Origin of the sequence: Staphylococcus sp. HMSC14D10 (genome assembly GCF_001808125.1) — a bacterium.
Taxonomy (GTDB): domain Bacteria; phylum Bacillota; class Bacilli; order Staphylococcales; family Staphylococcaceae; genus Staphylococcus; species Staphylococcus haemolyticus.
The window spans coordinates 18,070-33,768 of the sequence record NZ_KV792249.1; the positions used below are offsets into that span (position 1 = coordinate 18,070).

The window sequence follows — 15,699 nt, forward strand, 5'->3', positions numbered from 1 at the left end:
AATTATGGTGACTAAAAAATATGTTATTATAAGATTATTCTAAAATTTTGTAGTAACATTTAAAGTTACTATAATTTGGTTTTTTGAGGTGTAAAAAATGAAACTATCTTTAAATACGAATTCCAAATTTTTAAGAGCACCAAGTATACGTCAGTTCTCTAATCGTATGAAGCACATTGATGATTGTGTGAATTTAACGATTGGTCAACCCGACTTTCCTATGCCAGATATGGTAAAAGAGGCATACATCAATGCGATTAAAGAAGATAAAACTAGTTACTCACACAATAAGGGATTGCCGGAAACTCGACAGGCAATAAGTAATTATTTCAAAAATAAGTACGGTTTTTATTATAGTGAAGAGGAAATCATTATTACGAATGGTGCGAGTGAAGCACTTGACACGTCATTGCGAAGTATTATCGAACCTGGAGATGAGATATTAATTCCAGGACCTATTTATGCAGGCTACATTCCTTTAGTTGAAACATTAGGTGGTAAGCCTATTTATATAGATACTACAAATACAGAATTTAAAATCACTCCAGAATTAATTGCGCAACATTACACTGATAAAACAAAAGCAATTTTGCTTAATTATCCTACGAATCCAACTGGTGTGATATTAGAACGTGATGAAGTAAAAGACATTGTAAATTATTTGAAACAAAAAGAAATTTTTATTATTAGCGATGAAATTTATGCAGAAAATACTTTCAAAGGTAATCATGTCTCATTTGCAGAATTTGAGAAAATTCGTGATCAACTATTACTTATTGGTGGGTTAAGTAAGTCTCACTCCGCTACCGGTATTCGTATAGGCTTCTTACTAGGTCCTGAGTACCTAATTGAAAAGTTAACATTTATGCATGCATATAATTGTATATGTGCAAATGTACCGTCACAAATCGCATGTATTGCTGCACTTAATGAAGGATTAGATGCGCCTCAATATATGAACCGAGCTTATATAGAGCGTCGTAACTATTTAGTAAGTAAATTAAAAGAATTGGGTTTCGAATTGGATGCTCAACCAGAAGGCGCTTTTTATATATTCCCAAGTATTCGTAACTATACTTCTGATGATTTCGATTTCTGCGTCAAAGTGCTTGAAGAAGCACACGTAGCAATGGTTCCCGGATCATCATTCACCGATATGGGTAAAGGTTATATTCGTATCTCTTATGCATATGACATGGATGTTTTAAAAGAGGGTATGCGTCGATTAGAAAGATTCTTAAAAGCAAATTACAGTATATAACTTTAATTAAAAAAGGACACTTAAAATAGTGGTTAACTGTCAATCAGTTTATCACTATATAAGTGTCCTAAAATTATACTTTTTTATATTACCGTTACTGATTTATGGGAATTTAGGAAATTGATCAAAGTCTGGATCACGTTTTTCTTTAAACGCGTCACGACCTTCTTTAGCTTCATCAGTAGTGTAGTAAAGTAATGTAGCATCTCCAGCCATTTGTTGTAATCCAGCCAAGCCATCAGTATCCGCATTCATAGCAGCTTTTAAGAAACGTAAAGCTGTTGGAGAGTGTTTCATAATTTCTTTACACCATTGAACTGTTTCATCTTCGATTTGATCTAATGGTACCACTGTATTAACTAAGCCCATGTCTAAAGCTTCTTGTGCATTATATTGACGACATAAGTACCAAATTTCACGTGCTTTTTTATGACCAACGATTCTTGCTAAGTAACCAGAACCATAACCAGCATCGAATGAACCTACTTTAGGACCTGTTTGTCCGAAAATAGCATTATCAGCAGCGATTGTTAGGTCACATACTACGTTTAATACGTTACCACCACCGATGGCATAACCTCTAACCATTGCGATAACTGGTTTAGGAATGACACGGATTAAACGTTGTAAATCTAATACATTTAAACGTGGGATTTGGTCTTCGCCTACATAGCCACCATGTCCACGTTTCTTTTGGTCACCGCCAGAACAAAATGCTTTGTCACCTTCACCCGTTAAGATGATTACAGAAATGTTTTGATCATCACGTGCACGACTAAATGCATCAATCATCTCAGCTACTGTTTTAGGTGTAAATGCATTTCTTACCTCAGGTCTATTAATCGTTACTTTAGCAATTCCTTCGTAGAATTCATATTTTATTTCATCATATTCTCTAAGTGTTTCCCACTGTCTAGTCATTTTGCTCCTCCTTTAAAAAACCTAATACTATTGTATCAAATTCCGCTTTATCTTCCACATGAATTGTATGACCTACATTTGAAAAAGTATGGATTTGACTGTATTTCATATCCTTATTCATAGCTTGTCCAGTTTTCACAAATTTTTGGTCTAATTCACCAGTTAAAATAAAGCAAGGTATTTGAATATTACCAATTTGTTCCCATAAATTAGGCATTTGACCAGTGCCATAATCACGCAAAGCTTTTGCTAATTTATGTGGATCTTGGGATAATCGCATTTCTCTTATAGCCGACTTTTTATCTTTATCTAGTTCATATTGCGTATAAAATAATGGTAATTTTTCCCAATCATTAACGAATACCTCTAACCCAGCAATATCTAATACTTTTGCTCTTGCTGCATCTATTTGTTGACGCTCATGTCGATTATTTTCATCTTTAATTCCTGGAGAACTACTTTCAATTATCAATTTTGACAAAGAGCATTTCCCGTACAACGCATAATACAATGCCACTCTGCCACCCATTGAATATCCGAGTAAAGTAATATCATAAGATTTGTATATATCTAATAACTCATCTAATTGTGTCGTAATGTATGGAAAGTCCCAAGTTACATCAATTGGTGATTGATCTTGTCCATGCCCTGGTAAATCGATTGTAAGAACATTAGCCTCTTGTGAAAAATATTGAACATCATCATTAAACGTACGACTATCACTAATAAAGCCATGTAAAAGTACTAATAACTGATTTGAATTATTTTGTGATTGATAGAAGTTATAGTGTAACATTTAGAATACCACTCAATTTCTTATATAGAATTTGATGTTGTGACATATTGTCATCTCGATTTGTTACCATTTCGTAAATATGTGAATTCATATGTGATAGCTTTTCTTGAGTGAAATCTGCCACATTATTAAATCGTTTGAATGTAAAATCATAAAGCAAGGCTGTATACTCAAAATTCAATCCAGTCGGCGTTCCAAACAAACGTTCAAAATATGCTTCAGCAGATGCTTTTTGTGGAAGATATGAGAATATACCGCCACCATCATTATTAAGTAAAACAATATTTAAATTAATATTATTAATTTTAGCCATTAAAAGACCATTCATGTCATGGTAGAATGCTAAATCGCCGATTATCAAAGTGATTTTCTTGTGTACAGCCATTCCAATAGCAGTTGATACAACTCCATCGATACCATTTGCACCGCGATTAGCATATACTTCAACTTCACTATTATAAAGTAGATTATCGACATCACGAACTGGCATACTGTTACTTACAAAAATAGCATCGTCTTTAGTTAATTTATCAATTAATATTTTTACAAATGCCGCTTCATCTGTTGCATTTGTCATATGTTTATCGATTGTATTTCTAGCCTGTGATTCAAGTGTTCGCCACATGTCTATCCAGTCTTTTCGATCGACAGCTGTTTCTTCGATAAGATTTCTAAAGAAATCATTTGCAGATATTTCATATGAAATACTCGGTGGCGTTGGAAATACATCTATCTTGTCATTATTCTGCACTAAAATTTGATATGCATTTGTGCGCTTAAGCCATTGATTTAATTTTTTTGAGATAACAGGTTTACCAACTCTTATTACGAAATCAACATCTAAGTCGAGACCTGCACGATAGTATAAATCATATGTCGTAATCACATTTGGATGATTATACTTACGTAATTGACTTAATGGATCTGCAAGTATAGGTATGTCATGCACGGTCGCATAAGTAAGTATTTGATCGATAGCTTGATGTTGCATATCACCAACTATTATTAACCCTTTTTTCTCTTTTAATATATGTCTGATGTCTTGAACATTAATATTTTTTTGATAATGCGGCAGCTTTTTAGAATAAGATGTTAGCCACTCTTGTCTTTCTAAGTTAGGTGTTAATGGTTCTCTAAATGGTAAATTAAAATGAATAGGACCTCTATGTGGACCATATAGATACTGACTTGCAATTTGCATTTGATAATAAATTGCGTCTAGCACGTAATCAGTACCATCTGCTACAGGCATATCAAATTGAAAATTAACATAATTTGCGAACATATTAACTTGATTAATTGCTTGTGGTGCCCCCACACTTCTTAATTCATGTGGACGATCACTTGTTAATACAATTAAAGGTATACGACTGATTTGGCTCTCTGCAATTGCTGGTGTATAATTTGCCGCCGCAGTGCCAGAGGTACATAAAATAGCTACAGGGCGTTCGCTACCTTTTATTAAGCCTAAAGCAAAAAACGCTGCACTACGTTCATCAGGATGTATCCATGTCTTAATATTAGGATGTGCTTCAAAAGCAATGGCCAATGGCGTTGATCTTGAGCCGGGACTAATTACAACTTCACGTACGCCATAGGCATATAACTCCGAAGCAAATGTATATACTTGTTTTGTTAGTGCGTCATTATGATTCATTCTTATCCACTACTCCTAAAGCATTCATCATCGGTGAAAATTTAACTGCAGTTTCAGCTAACTCACTATCAGGGTCAGAATCTTTTACGATACCACACCCTGCAAATAACGTGGTTTGATTTTGTTTTATTAACATTGAGCGTATTGCTACAATAAATTCACAATCATCATTCATGTCGATATAACCAACTGGTGCGCCATATAAGCCTCGTGTTCCAAATTCATTTTCTTCAATAAATTTAAGTGCTTCATTTTTAGGGTAGCCACCTAAAGCTGGTGTAGGATGCATTTCATCAATTAATCCTATAAAGGAATTGTTTTTTAACTGACCTTGAATTTGAGTATATAAATGATATAGATGGTCGTTTTTTAAAATATTAGGTGAATGATTATATTCAATATTATCAACATAAGGCGTTATGTCATCTAGAATACTTTTAACTACAAAATCATGTTCACCTAAATTCTTTTTATCTTTTAGAAATGCTTGTATATTTCTTTCATCTTCGTCTATGTCGTTAGATCGCTTAATTGTACCAGCTACAGCTTTTGTAGATAGAACACCGTCTTCTACTTTTAAAAGTTGTTCTGGCGTTTGTGAAAAGAATACAGATTGATTGGATTCTAAAATGAATAAATAGCTGTTTCTTTCACTTTGTAATGCTCGATTAAGCACATAAGGTATATTAATTGGTTTATCAAATTTAATCATACGACGTCTTGCAAGAACGATTTTTTTAGTTTCATCAAGCTGAGCAATCGCATCCCTAACGAGTTCTTTCCACTCATCAACATAGATATCTTCCATTCGTAAGATATTCCCCATTGTTTCAACAGGTTCAGCTTTAGCAATTTGAGTTTCTTCAAAGTAATTTACTACTTCTTTAAACTGTTCAATATCAAATTGGGCTCTTTCAACTGTATATGTCAGATAAGTAGTTTGTCCGATATTTGATATTAAAACTTGAGGTATCACAAAATGATTAATGCCAAATTCACGCCATTCATCATCAGATTTATGGCTAGAAAATTGAAATCCACCAATGACTTTCAAATGATGCTTTTCTATATCCGGGTGTACCAATTCAATATCTTTTTTAAATTTTTCCCACTCACGAAAGATCGATTGCTTATTATCAAAGTTATTTTTGAATCTTTGAACAGCATGATAGCCGAAAAATGAAGACGTATTATCATTTAAGCGAAAATAAAAGCGATCTCCTGCCTGAGATTCTGTTAAATTGAATAATTCATCAGGTGTAAGTTCTCTATCAATTTTCACTTCAACAGATACCCAGCTTTTGTTACTTTCATATATTGACTCAATAATGTCATCTTCCTTTATATTCGCAGCCATTCATTTCACTTCTTTCATTATCTATTTTTTCTCATTACAATATTGTATCATTTTTAACTATTTATGGTGGCATAATTGCTTAATCTTCTAGAGAAATATTTTACCTTGATTGACCTTTATTTACTATTCCTTTAAAATACATATGTTAAAAAAATACAATAAGAGGTAGATTAAATTATGGCAAATCAATATCAACAATATTCTACTGTTAGAAAATATTGGCATTTGATGCGACCTCATACTTTAACTGCTGCTGTTGTACCAGTTTTAGTTGGTACTTCAACTGCAAAACTTTTTTTATTAGGTAGTCAAGATAACATCAAATTCATGTTATTTATTGCAATGTTAATCGCTTGTTTACTTATCCAAGCTGCAACAAACATGTTTAATGAATACTATGACTTTAAAAAAGGTTTAGATGATCACACTTCCGTTGGTATCGGTGGTGCTATCGTAAGAAATGGTATGAGTCCAAAACTTGTCATGAATCTAGCAATTGCTTTTTATATCGTTGCTGCATTGCTTGGTATCTTTTTAGCAGCGAATAGTTCATTTTGGATCATTCCAGTAGGAATCGTCTGTATGGCAATTGGCTATTTATATACAGGTGGTCCAATGCCAATTTCTTGGACGCCTTTTGGTGAACTGTTTTCTGGTTTATTCATGGGTATGATTATTATTTTATTAGCGTTCTTCATACAAACTGGCAATATCAATAGCTTTGTGGTTTGGATTAGTATTCCAATAGTAATTACAATTGGTCTAATTAACATGGCTAATAATATACGCGACAGAGTCAAAGACCAAGCGAGTGGACGTAAAACTCTACCTATTTTATTAGGTAAACGCGCCTCAATTACATTTATGACAGTTATGTATATCATTGCATACGTTTTCGTTGTCTATACTGCATTATTTGTAGATGGTGGTTCACTATTTTATCTACTTGTCTTGTTATCATTCCCTATGCCAGTTAAAGCCATTCGTCGTTTCAAAAAGAATGATACACCTGCAAGTATGATGCCTGCTATGGCTGCAACTGGAAAAACAAACACAATTTTTGGTGTATTATACGCTTTAGGTATTTATATTAGTGCCCTATTAGGTGGCATTTAATATATCCTCAGATAAATTTAAAATATTTCATTGTAAGATGATACGGAGTGAGTCAATGAAACTAATTATAGTTTCTGTCTCCTCCGTTTTATTTTTTGCCTATGATGAATAGACCATATGTAAATATTGATGGCCATACAACTCTATATCCTCAGTCCATTTAAAACCTAAACGTTCGTATAATTTCTTAGCTCTTGGATTATCGTAGTCACAACTTAAGCTCCACTTTCTATCCGGGTATGTAGATATTAGATAATTAAATAATTTAGTTGCAATACCCTGTCCTCTATATTCCGAGAATGTTGCAACAGCCTCAATGTACCATTCATCATCTTTAGATTCTTTCAAAGGTAATGGCGTACCTATTGCTTTTATGTCCTCTTCCAACGGCAATTTATTCCATGCTGCTTCTAACTCTAATTCTTTATCACCCTTATATGCTATGATGCATCCTGCAACATGATTGTCTTGCTCATATACCCAAATGTTATTATAATTCGTTCTATAATTAATATTGACTATACTTTCTTCAATTGCATGAATAACACGTTCTTTAGTGATTTCTTGTACAATATCTAGTTCCATATCATGCCAAATGATATAACATAATTCCGCTATTTGCTTACTGTCGCTCGGACGTGCTTTTCTGATCAATTTACCATTCTCCTCTCCATAAATTTGTTAACTTTATTATATAAAATTTACAAATATTAATAAATTAATTGCAGCAAATTAAAACATTTTAATTGTAATTATAATCATTTTTTTCAATCACCTCAGTAATATTTGATTTAATTTTTGAAATGCTTAAAATATGAGATTAAGGAGGTAACATAGTTATGAGAGTTAATAAAACATTATATGTATTATGTTCTTTATTTTTGGGTGGTGTCGGCATTCATAAATTTTACGCAGACAAAGTGTGGCAAGGCGTGCTTCATTTAGTGTTCTTTTGGACTACTATTCCAACCATTATTTCAATTATCCATGGTATTATCATAATCTTTACAACTAAAGCTGATGAAAATGGCTATATATTTATACCAAATAACCGCCATCCAAAAATTTAATCAGTAATTTTAGAAATTATCTTTAATAATGTGTAGAACGGGTAAACTCAAATAAACATAAAAAAAGGAGTAAGCTAGTATGAATATTATCAAACGCGTACTTAGAATTGTTATAACAGGATATTTAGTAAAATGGATTCGTAATAAAATTGAGGGAAAATCAAACGGTGGTCAAAAATAAAATATAAAAAGGTCTATTCGCTAACTTTGATTTAAGTAGTGAATAGACCTTTTATAATGAGTTACAGGATCCTAATTTACTCATTGAGAAATGCCTCCAGATTTTTATATTCATTAGTAAAGTTAATAAAATCTTCCTGGTTCTTATTAATCAACGCATCATCAATCAATTTCATTAACTGTTTCTTTCGTCCTTGACGAAGCGCCTCTTCAATGACTAGCTCAACGCCTAAATCATTAACTGTCGTTACAAAATCTTCTAGTGTCGTATTTTTGACATTCGTTTTGTGATTCATTGTAATCACTGCCTTTCTTTTTTTTGTATAAGGATAGTATACAAGCTTATATTTTTTAAATCAATAGAATATTCTGACTTTTCGCAAAAAATAAGTGTAATTTTATATGTAATGATTACCTTGACAACATATAAAAATTTTATATAATAAATTTATATTATTAATCGTTGAGTTTTTAGCGCTTAATAATGATATAAATTTAAGGAGGTTAAGAGATGACAAATATTTCTCAAAGCCAAAATACTGTATATATTATTCGAAAAGGAGATATGATAATCAAACCCGTCATTGATGATTATGAGCAAACAAAAGGATCTGAAATATGGAAATATGATTCTACAATAGTTTCAAGCCCATTCAAAACTCAAAAAATCGTCGAACGCTCATGTAAATTTTATGGTAATAGCTATATTAGTAAGAAATCCGAAACACAACGAATTGCCGGCATTACTAGTAAACCACCTATTTTATTGACTCCTCTCTTCCCCACTTATTTTTTCCCTACGCATTCAGACCGTTTAGAAGAAAACATGTGGATTAATATGCATTATGTACATGAAATTAAGCCTCTTAAAAATCGAAAATGTAAAATTATTTTTGCAAATCATCAAACATTAACACTTAATGTTTCCTACCACAGTATTTGGCACCAATACTCTAACTGCATTTTTTATTATTACATGGTCGATAAACAATCTCGTATGAAGTCAAACAATCCAGAAATGCCAATTGATTATGAAAAAACGACTTTAAATATTTTCGAAGCACTTTCACATTATTCACTATTACAAGATAAATAGTTTTACGTTTAATTTTAAATCATACGGGACTTTTATATTAATATAGTGTAAATGTTCCGTATATTTTTAAATATAATCCCTTGCAAATTTTAAGTTTATTGATATAATAATATTTGTGCTCATAGAGATACATTATATAAATACATATTATTCCGCAGTAGCTCAGTGGTAGAGCTATCGGCTGTTAACCGATCGGTCGTAGGTTCGAATCCTACCTGCGGAGCCATATGGAAACGTACTCAAGTTGGCTGAAGAGGCGCCCCTGCTAAGGGTGTAGGTCGCGAGAGCGGCGCGAGGGTTCGAATCCCTCCGTTTCCGTCATTTTAAACCCTCCATTTATTGGAGGGTTTTTTACATTTCTATTTTCCACTCATAAAATCTAATTTACTCCTTTTGCATTTTCAAATAAATTATCTATTAAATTATTAATTTACTCTTTAGCATTAATTTAATGTTAAAACTTACATTAATTTAAAATATTAAAACTTTAAAATTTAAAAATATTTCGTTCCATATGTCTAATTTATATAATATACTTATTTGTATAAAATATAAATTTTAAAGGAGAATGTTAAATAATGGCTGATCGACATTTTGAGAGCAATGAAGCGCAAAGACAATGGCAACAATTTCAAGATTACCAACAGCATAAGTCCAATAAGAAAAAAGGATGGTTATGGGGATGTGGTGGTTGTGGTGGTTGCCTAGTTTTATTAATCCTTATCATAATAGGAATATCAGCTTGTACTGCTTCTTTTAGTAATTCTAATAATAGTCTTAATTCTAATAATACTGAGCAACAAAGTTCAAATGATTCTGATGCTACTAGAGAACAAAAATCGGCTCTTAATAAAGCTAAGACATATTCTGATGTTATGCACATGTCTAAACAAGGTATTTATGATCAATTAACATCTGATGCAGGAGAAAAATTCCCAGAAGATGCTGCTCAATATGCAATTGATAATCTTAAAGTTGATTATAAGAAAAATGCTTTAGAAAAAGCTAAGGATTATGCAAATCAACAAGATATGTCTAATGATGCAATTTATGATCAACTCACTTCTAGCTACGGTGAAAAGTTCACGCAAGAAGAAGCGCAATATGCTATAGATCATTTAAATAAATAAAAATATAGCGGCTATAGGTTAAATCCTATATAGCCGCTTAGTTATATTAATAAGACATCAATTTTAAAATATCTTCTTTTTCAATAGCGCCGAAATAATGATAGAAATCAAACTCTTCCATTGCTTCTTTAATGTGATTGTAATCATGCAACACACCTACAAGTGCGTTCTCCAACTCTGTTACATCACCTTCACCAAAGAAATCTCCGAATATTCTAGCATGTTCAATTTTGCCTTTTTTAACATCAAATTTGACTTGTACAAATCCTTTTTCAAATTTTTCATCGCGTTCAAAATTATACTTAGGATTTCGACCGTAGTTCCATTCCCAGGTACGGTATTTCTCATTACTTAATGCTTCTATATTCTTCCAATCTTCGTCTGTTAACTTATATTCTTCAACTTCATGTTCACCAAAAATTGTTTTTAGAATGATTTGTTTAAAGTCATCAATTGAAATCGATTCTTCTAAAAATTCATCGATATTTGCTACACGCTTACGCACTGACTTAACACCTTTAGATTGAATTTTTTTAGGATTAACTTTCAATGCATTTTGTACTTCTCCCAAGTCACTATTTAACATTAATGTACCGTGACTAAACATTCTATCTTTAACTTTAACCATGGCATTCCCTGAAATTTTAGCTTGCCCTACTTGAATATCATTACGACCAGTCATTTCAGCATCTACACCCATTGATTGAAGTGCTTGTACAATTGGCTCTGTAAACTTTTTAAAATTATGGAAGCTATTACCGTCATCATCTGTAATAAAACTAAAATTTAGATTTCCTTGGTCATGATATACAGCGCCACCACCTGAAATACGGCGTACAACATGTATGTTATTTTCATCTACATATTGTTTATTAACCTCTTCTATAGTATTTTGATTTTTTCCGACAATGATAGACGGTCCATTTACATAAAATAGAAAGTAACTGTCATCCGAAGGTAAATGTTTTAACACGTACTCTTCCATGGCAAGGTTAATTGTAGGATCAATAATATTATTATTGCTTACAAATTTCATCTATATCTCTCCTTTGACTCTCTCGTATATGCCCTTAGTTTAGTTATGCCTTATATTTAGTTATTTTGCCAATTATTTACTCAAATTTGACATTATTTTCATAATTAAAATATTATTTGCCATTTTTAGCATATATTTGTTTATTATTATGCAAATTTTTAGTACAATATAGCCTAGTTATGAATTTAGGAGGACTCCGTATGACTGTTGCAGAAGTAGGAAATATCGTAGAATTTTATGACGGTTTAAGAGGCCGTGTTGAGAAAATTAATGACAATTCAGTTATTGTAGACTTAACAATTATGGATAACTTCAATGAATTAGACTTACCAGAAAAAACAGTTATTAATCATAGACGATATACTATCGTTGAATAAGAAGGTATACATTAAAATGAAAAATATATCAAAAGCTTTAATTTGGTTTATAGCAAGTTTCATTGTATTCCATTTGATTTTATTTGTTATGTGGGGAGAGCATCAAGAATACTGGTATCTATACACTGGTATTATGTTAATTGCAGGCATTAGTTATGTATTTTACCAAAGGGACATAGAATCTAAAAGACTTTTAACTTCTATCGGAGTTGGTATCGCTACAGGTATCGTCTTGGTTATAATACAATTAATTTTTTCATTACTTTCACCACAAATAACATATGCAGAACTTATTAAAGAATTATCAAGAACAGGTGTTTATTTCAAATGGCAAATGTTAGTGACGTTAATTTTTGTAATTCCTTGTCATGAGTTATACATGAGAACTGTTTTGCAAAAAGAACTGACTCAATTTAAATTGCCTACTTGGTTAATCATCTTGATTACTGCATTATGTTCTAGTTCTTTATTTATTTATTTAGATAAATGGTGGATAGTAGCATTTATTTTTGTAGCTCAATTAGTATTATCATTGAGTTATCAATATACGCGTCGCATCGTAACTACCTCTTTAGGACAAATTGTGGCAATTATACTATTATTAATATTTCATGGATAAAAAACTTTTCTTAGTTTTAACTAAGAAAAGTTTTTTTGAAGTAAGTTACAATTTAAATACGTTTACTTATATGAGTACTATTTTTAATACGTTACTGAAAAATTAGAGTCCAACTTTAAATAATAATTAGGTTGATTTAGCTTTTCAGCGATAAGTGAACTCATCGGTCGATCATATGTGGAATGAAGTATTGATTCATCTTCCAAGTATTGACGATAATTTCTATAACAATAATCTGTCATTGTAACTCTATACTTTTCATCTAACTCAATATTTTTTATATTAACTCTATCAAAACGAGGCGCTAACATATCTACCTCATAATCAAATCCTTGCCACAATGTACATAATGTTTCATCAATAATAGTCATACTTAATTGATCTTGCTCAAATTGAATATAAGAATAAGTATATTCAAGCATCTTTTTAATTTGATGGCCTCTAAGTGTTATATCTATTGCTTTATCAGGATGTGGATAAGCATTATAGACACCCTCATTAGTCACTATACCTTTTAATCCCTTTTCGCCATTTTTAGGCACGTTAATACAAGTAATATTATTCTCATAGGCTAAATGTAGACTATCATGTAATAATTGTATAAATGGGTGTGGACTACTTAGTAAGTCTTCCAAGCCATTAACTTGTAAATCGACTTTATTCTCTGAAACAATATCCTTTGACCAATGTTCTAAGGCTTTACGATCATAATACGTTGTCTCAAGTAATTCCTGATCTTCTGGATACTCACTTAAATTAATTACTGTAGATTCAATATCTTCTTTTTCGAACGAGTTCGTACGTTTTTTAAATTTAATTTTGACGTGTACTAACTCTTGAGCATCTTGTCCTGCTTGAACATACACTGTTTCAAAATCATTACCTATAATCGTTTGATGCTGGTGCGCTGTTATCATTAAATCGATCACACCTATTTCCTTCATTATTTTTTCCGCTTCATGAGAACCTTTTCTATGTCTTGTATTCGTTTGATTTATTTTATATAGTCCTCCATGATAGATTACAATTAAGAAGTCAGGATGTTCACTTTCATGTATATATCTAATCCAGCGTTTAGCAGATAATAGTGCTTTTTCAATACTAACCTCTTTCTCCATTTCAGCGAATTCGTTTTTCATTAATCCATCTGCAGTTAAACCTACAATTGCGATTCGAACATTATCGTATTCTTTAATTATATAAGGTGTTGAGAAGTATGGTTCCTTTGTTAATGCAAATTCTATATTCGCAGATAACCATTGAAACCTTGATAGTGATACTGCTTTAGTCAAAAATGATAATCCAAATTTAAAATCATCCGGACTTATACCACTAGCATCATACTGCATAGCATTCATTAATTTAATCATAGGATGACGTTTATAGGGTGCGACAATAGCATAATAATGCGCAGCCAATGAGCCAGCTACACTTCCCCCACTATCTAATAAAATGACTTTATCATTGTTTTCTCTAATATTTTTAACATAGGTACCAGCACGATATATATTTGATCCAAAATCTCCATTCATAAAATGACTATGCATATCGGATGTTGCCAAGATATCTATATTTATATGTTCATTTTTCTCCAATTTACACACCCCTTATTTAAAGCTAGTTTAACATTTATTAATCTGTAGTTGCTATTTATTTCTAATCAAAAAAGCATTCTCAGAATTAATAATTTCTGTGAATGCTAATCTATTTAACCAATTTGAACACGTTCTTTAGGATAATGGTATTTATCCGGTTCTTTACGTCCAGCTATCATAATAATAAATGAAATTAAACCAACACGACCTATAAACATTAATATCATTAGTATTACTTTAGTAAGTCCACTAATATTGTCTGTAACACCTAAAGATAGACCACATGTTCCAAAGGCTGACATGACTTCAAAGAATACTTGTAGAAATGTTAAATTTGTTTTTTCAGTAGCGAGAATAACAATCATACTTACGAATGTTAGAATTGACGCCATAGTAAATACGGCGAATGAACGTTGAATATCAACTACATGTATTTCTCTATTGAATACTTTTATAGCTGTTTTTTCAGCATTATTATTAAAATTAATTACAAAGAGAATTAGTATCGCAAATGTAGTTGTACGTATACCACCACCAACTGAACTTGGAGATGAACCAATAAACATGAGGATACTCATAATTACATTCGTTGCATCACTAAAGTTTGTTACATCAATGGTTTGTAATCCAGCACTACGTGTTGTTGCAGATTGAAATAATGAATAAAATAAGGATTGATGCCAACTTAATCCTTTAAAAGCATGGTGATGTTCTAATGCTAATATGGCTACAACACCAAAAACAAATAAAAATAGATATGTGCATGTAGTTATTTTGGTAAATAGTGAAAATCTAAAATGACTGACTCTATTCCTTACATATGCTCTGATTTCAAGTAATACAGGAAATCCTATTGATCCTAATACGATTAGAAACATGACAATCGTTTGAACAAAATAATCCTTAGCGTAAGGTATTAATGATTGCCCTGTGATATCTAGTCCACCGTTAGTTGTAGCAGAGACAGACACAAATAAACCTTGCATGAGTGCATTTTTTAAATCTGGATTATCTCTATAGAAATAAAAAGCTAATAACAATGCACCTATAAATTCTATTGTTAATATCGTTTTGATGATTTCTAATATCAGCTTAACGGTTCCACTCATTGTATCTTTATTATTATCTAACATAATTAATTGGCGTTCGCGGATACCTATATGTTTCCCTAACACAACCCATAATACTGTACCAATCGCCATGACGCCAATACCGCCTATATTAAGTATGATTAATATAATAATTTGGCCAAATGTTGAATATGTATCTACTATGTTAACGGGAGATAGTCCAGTAACACTAATTCCTGATACAGCAACGAATAGCGTATCGATTGGGCTAACATCAACACCATGTTTATGCACAAATGGGAGGTTTAATAATAAAAAAGCGACAACTATGGCTATCAAATAATATAAAACTATCCCCTGTTGAGGGCTAGATTTTTTAAATAACTTACTGAAAATAGACACTCATTTGTCACCTCAA

General features: G+C 31.7%; 17 protein-coding genes and 2 tRNA genes. 10 read left to right on the forward strand and 9 right to left on the reverse strand.

Annotation, left to right across the window (positions count from 1 at the left end):
- Nucleotides 1-97: 97 nt before the first annotated feature.
- Complete coding sequence (locus tag HMPREF3134_RS05195; RefSeq protein WP_070441273.1) at nt 98-1,261, forward strand: aminotransferase class I/II-fold pyridoxal phosphate-dependent enzyme; 1,164 nt, start codon at nt 98-100, stop codon at nt 1,259-1,261.
- A gap of 102 nt (nt 1,262-1,363) precedes the next feature.
- Here HMPREF3134_RS05195 and menB read toward each other — a convergent pair whose 3' ends face one another.
- From menB to HMPREF3134_RS05215, 4 genes are read right to left on the reverse strand one after another with little or no spacing between them, the layout of a single operon-like run.
- Entirely contained in the window at nt 1,364-2,182 is an 819-nt protein-coding gene (gene menB / locus HMPREF3134_RS05200) for a 1,4-dihydroxy-2-naphthoyl-CoA synthase (RefSeq protein WP_011276187.1), read from the reverse strand.
- Nucleotides 2,175-2,978, reverse strand: coding sequence for a 2-succinyl-6-hydroxy-2,4-cyclohexadiene-1-carboxylate synthase (menH, locus tag HMPREF3134_RS05205; RefSeq protein WP_070441276.1), 804 nt, complete (start codon nt 2,976-2,978; stop codon nt 2,175-2,177). Before menH ends, menB begins: the two co-directional genes overlap by 8 nt.
- Complete coding sequence (gene menD, locus HMPREF3134_RS05210) at nt 2,965-4,635, reverse strand: 2-succinyl-5-enolpyruvyl-6-hydroxy-3-cyclohexene-1-carboxylic-acid synthase (protein ID WP_070441279.1); 1,671 nt, start codon at nt 4,633-4,635, stop codon at nt 2,965-2,967. The genes menH and menD overlap by 14 nt, the downstream gene beginning before the upstream one ends.
- The gene (locus tag HMPREF3134_RS05215) at nt 4,625-5,992 is read right to left on the reverse strand and encodes an isochorismate synthase (RefSeq protein WP_070441282.1); all 1,368 of its coding nucleotides are present in this window, start codon (nt 5,990-5,992) and stop codon (nt 4,625-4,627) included. Before HMPREF3134_RS05215 ends, menD begins: the two co-directional genes overlap by 11 nt.
- Before the next feature lie 177 nt (nt 5,993-6,169).
- On the opposite strand from HMPREF3134_RS05215, the gene HMPREF3134_RS05220 reads away from it, so the two are divergent.
- Nucleotides 6,170-7,108: a 1,4-dihydroxy-2-naphthoate polyprenyltransferase gene (locus tag HMPREF3134_RS05220; RefSeq protein ID WP_070441284.1), complete on the forward strand. Its 939-nt coding sequence runs from the start codon at nt 6,170-6,172 to the stop codon at nt 7,106-7,108.
- Nucleotides 7,109-7,207: 99 nt separating this feature from the next.
- Here the strand turns inward: HMPREF3134_RS05220 and HMPREF3134_RS05225 are convergent, their stop codons facing one another.
- On the reverse strand, nt 7,208-7,762 hold the full coding sequence (locus HMPREF3134_RS05225; protein WP_070441287.1) for a GNAT family N-acetyltransferase: 555 nt from the start codon (nt 7,760-7,762) through the stop codon (nt 7,208-7,210).
- A 185-nt stretch (nt 7,763-7,947) separates the two neighbouring features.
- On the opposite strand from HMPREF3134_RS05225, the gene HMPREF3134_RS05230 reads away from it, so the two are divergent.
- Together HMPREF3134_RS05230 and HMPREF3134_RS12455 are read left to right on the forward strand one after the other, a co-directional pair.
- On the forward strand, nt 7,948-8,178 hold the full coding sequence (locus HMPREF3134_RS05230; protein WP_070441290.1) for an NINE protein: 231 nt from the start codon (nt 7,948-7,950) through the stop codon (nt 8,176-8,178).
- A 79-nt stretch (nt 8,179-8,257) separates the two neighbouring features.
- Nucleotides 8,258-8,359 (forward strand): SAR1012 family small protein, encoded by a 102-nt coding sequence (locus tag HMPREF3134_RS12455; RefSeq protein ID WP_011276194.1) that lies wholly within the window; start codon nt 8,258-8,260, stop codon nt 8,357-8,359.
- Nucleotides 8,360-8,435: 76 nt separating this feature from the next.
- Here the strand turns inward: HMPREF3134_RS12455 and HMPREF3134_RS05235 are convergent, their stop codons facing one another.
- On the reverse strand, nt 8,436-8,654 hold the full coding sequence (locus HMPREF3134_RS05235; protein WP_070441293.1) for an IDEAL domain-containing protein: 219 nt from the start codon (nt 8,652-8,654) through the stop codon (nt 8,436-8,438).
- A gap of 215 nt (nt 8,655-8,869) precedes the next feature.
- Between HMPREF3134_RS05235 and HMPREF3134_RS05240 the strand changes: the two genes are divergently transcribed.
- The 4 genes from HMPREF3134_RS05240 to HMPREF3134_RS05255 all read left to right on the forward strand — a co-directional run bounded on the left by HMPREF3134_RS05240 (nt 8,870) and on the right by HMPREF3134_RS05255 (nt 10,584).
- Nucleotides 8,870-9,454, forward strand: coding sequence for a competence protein ComK (locus tag HMPREF3134_RS05240; RefSeq protein ID WP_011276196.1), 585 nt, complete (start codon nt 8,870-8,872; stop codon nt 9,452-9,454).
- A 151-nt stretch (nt 9,455-9,605) separates the two neighbouring features.
- Nucleotides 9,606-9,680: transfer RNA gene (locus HMPREF3134_RS05245), tRNA-Asn, on the forward strand.
- Nucleotides 9,681-9,683: 3 nt separating this feature from the next.
- Nucleotides 9,684-9,772, forward strand: a tRNA-Ser gene (locus HMPREF3134_RS05250).
- A gap of 260 nt (nt 9,773-10,032) precedes the next feature.
- Nucleotides 10,033-10,584, forward strand: coding sequence for an Ltp family lipoprotein (locus HMPREF3134_RS05255; RefSeq protein WP_070441296.1), 552 nt, complete (start codon nt 10,033-10,035; stop codon nt 10,582-10,584).
- Between the two features lie 46 nt (nt 10,585-10,630).
- Here the strand turns inward: HMPREF3134_RS05255 and HMPREF3134_RS05260 are convergent, their stop codons facing one another.
- Nucleotides 10,631-11,620 carry a lipoate--protein ligase gene (locus tag HMPREF3134_RS05260; RefSeq protein ID WP_070441299.1) on the reverse strand — a complete coding sequence of 330 codons (990 nt, stop codon included), beginning with the start codon at nt 11,618-11,620 and terminating at the stop codon, nt 10,631-10,633.
- Nucleotides 11,621-11,820: 200 nt separating this feature from the next.
- Here HMPREF3134_RS05260 and HMPREF3134_RS05265 point away from each other — a divergent pair, with 200 nt between their 5' ends.
- Together HMPREF3134_RS05265 and HMPREF3134_RS05270 are read left to right on the forward strand one after the other, a co-directional pair.
- Nucleotides 11,821-11,997 (forward strand): YkvS family protein, encoded by a 177-nt coding sequence (locus HMPREF3134_RS05265; RefSeq protein ID WP_070441302.1) that lies wholly within the window; start codon nt 11,821-11,823, stop codon nt 11,995-11,997.
- A gap of 16 nt (nt 11,998-12,013) precedes the next feature.
- Nucleotides 12,014-12,616: a CPBP family glutamic-type intramembrane protease gene (locus HMPREF3134_RS05270; RefSeq protein WP_011276203.1), complete on the forward strand. Its 603-nt coding sequence runs from the start codon at nt 12,014-12,016 to the stop codon at nt 12,614-12,616.
- An 83-nt stretch (nt 12,617-12,699) separates the two neighbouring features.
- Here the strand turns inward: HMPREF3134_RS05270 and HMPREF3134_RS05275 are convergent, their stop codons facing one another.
- Entirely contained in the window at nt 12,700-14,211 is a 1,512-nt protein-coding gene (locus HMPREF3134_RS05275; RefSeq protein WP_070441306.1) for a bifunctional metallophosphatase/5'-nucleotidase, read from the reverse strand.
- 113 nt (nt 14,212-14,324) lie between these two features.
- On the reverse strand, nt 14,325-15,683 hold the full coding sequence (locus HMPREF3134_RS05280; RefSeq protein ID WP_070441309.1) for a TrkH family potassium uptake protein: 1,359 nt from the start codon (nt 15,681-15,683) through the stop codon (nt 14,325-14,327).
- Between the last annotated feature and the right edge of the window lie 16 nt (nt 15,684-15,699).

Bases quoted from the DNA above. Each gene is read 5' to 3' on its own strand.
- HMPREF3134_RS05255 (WP_070441296.1), top strand. From the start codon at position 10,033: ATGGCTGATCGACATTTTGAGAGCAATGAAGCGCAAAGACAATGGCAA.
- menH (WP_070441276.1), bottom strand. From the start codon at position 2,978: ATGTTACACTATAACTTCTATCAATCACAAAATAATTCAAATCAGTTA.
- HMPREF3134_RS05220 (WP_070441284.1), top strand. From the start codon at position 6,170: ATGGCAAATCAATATCAACAATATTCTACTGTTAGAAAATATTGGCAT.
- HMPREF3134_RS05235 (WP_070441293.1), bottom strand. From the start codon at position 8,654: ATGAATCACAAAACGAATGTCAAAAATACGACACTAGAAGATTTTGTA.
- HMPREF3134_RS05195 (WP_070441273.1), top strand. From the start codon at position 98: ATGAAACTATCTTTAAATACGAATTCCAAATTTTTAAGAGCACCAAGT.
- HMPREF3134_RS05260 (WP_070441299.1), bottom strand. From the start codon at position 11,620: ATGAAATTTGTAAGCAATAATAATATTATTGATCCTACAATTAACCTT.
- HMPREF3134_RS05230 (WP_070441290.1), top strand. From the start codon at position 7,948: ATGAGAGTTAATAAAACATTATATGTATTATGTTCTTTATTTTTGGGT.
- menB (WP_011276187.1), bottom strand. From the start codon at position 2,182: ATGACTAGACAGTGGGAAACACTTAGAGAATATGATGAAATAAAATAT.
- HMPREF3134_RS05265 (WP_070441302.1), top strand. From the start codon at position 11,821: ATGACTGTTGCAGAAGTAGGAAATATCGTAGAATTTTATGACGGTTTA.
- HMPREF3134_RS12455 (WP_011276194.1), top strand. From the start codon at position 8,258: ATGAATATTATCAAACGCGTACTTAGAATTGTTATAACAGGATATTTA.
- HMPREF3134_RS05215 (WP_070441282.1), bottom strand. From the start codon at position 5,992: ATGGCTGCGAATATAAAGGAAGATGACATTATTGAGTCAATATATGAA.
- HMPREF3134_RS05240 (WP_011276196.1), top strand. From the start codon at position 8,870: ATGACAAATATTTCTCAAAGCCAAAATACTGTATATATTATTCGAAAA.
- HMPREF3134_RS05270 (WP_011276203.1), top strand. From the start codon at position 12,014: ATGAAAAATATATCAAAAGCTTTAATTTGGTTTATAGCAAGTTTCATT.
- menD (WP_070441279.1), bottom strand. From the start codon at position 4,635: ATGAATCATAATGACGCACTAACAAAACAAGTATATACATTTGCTTCG.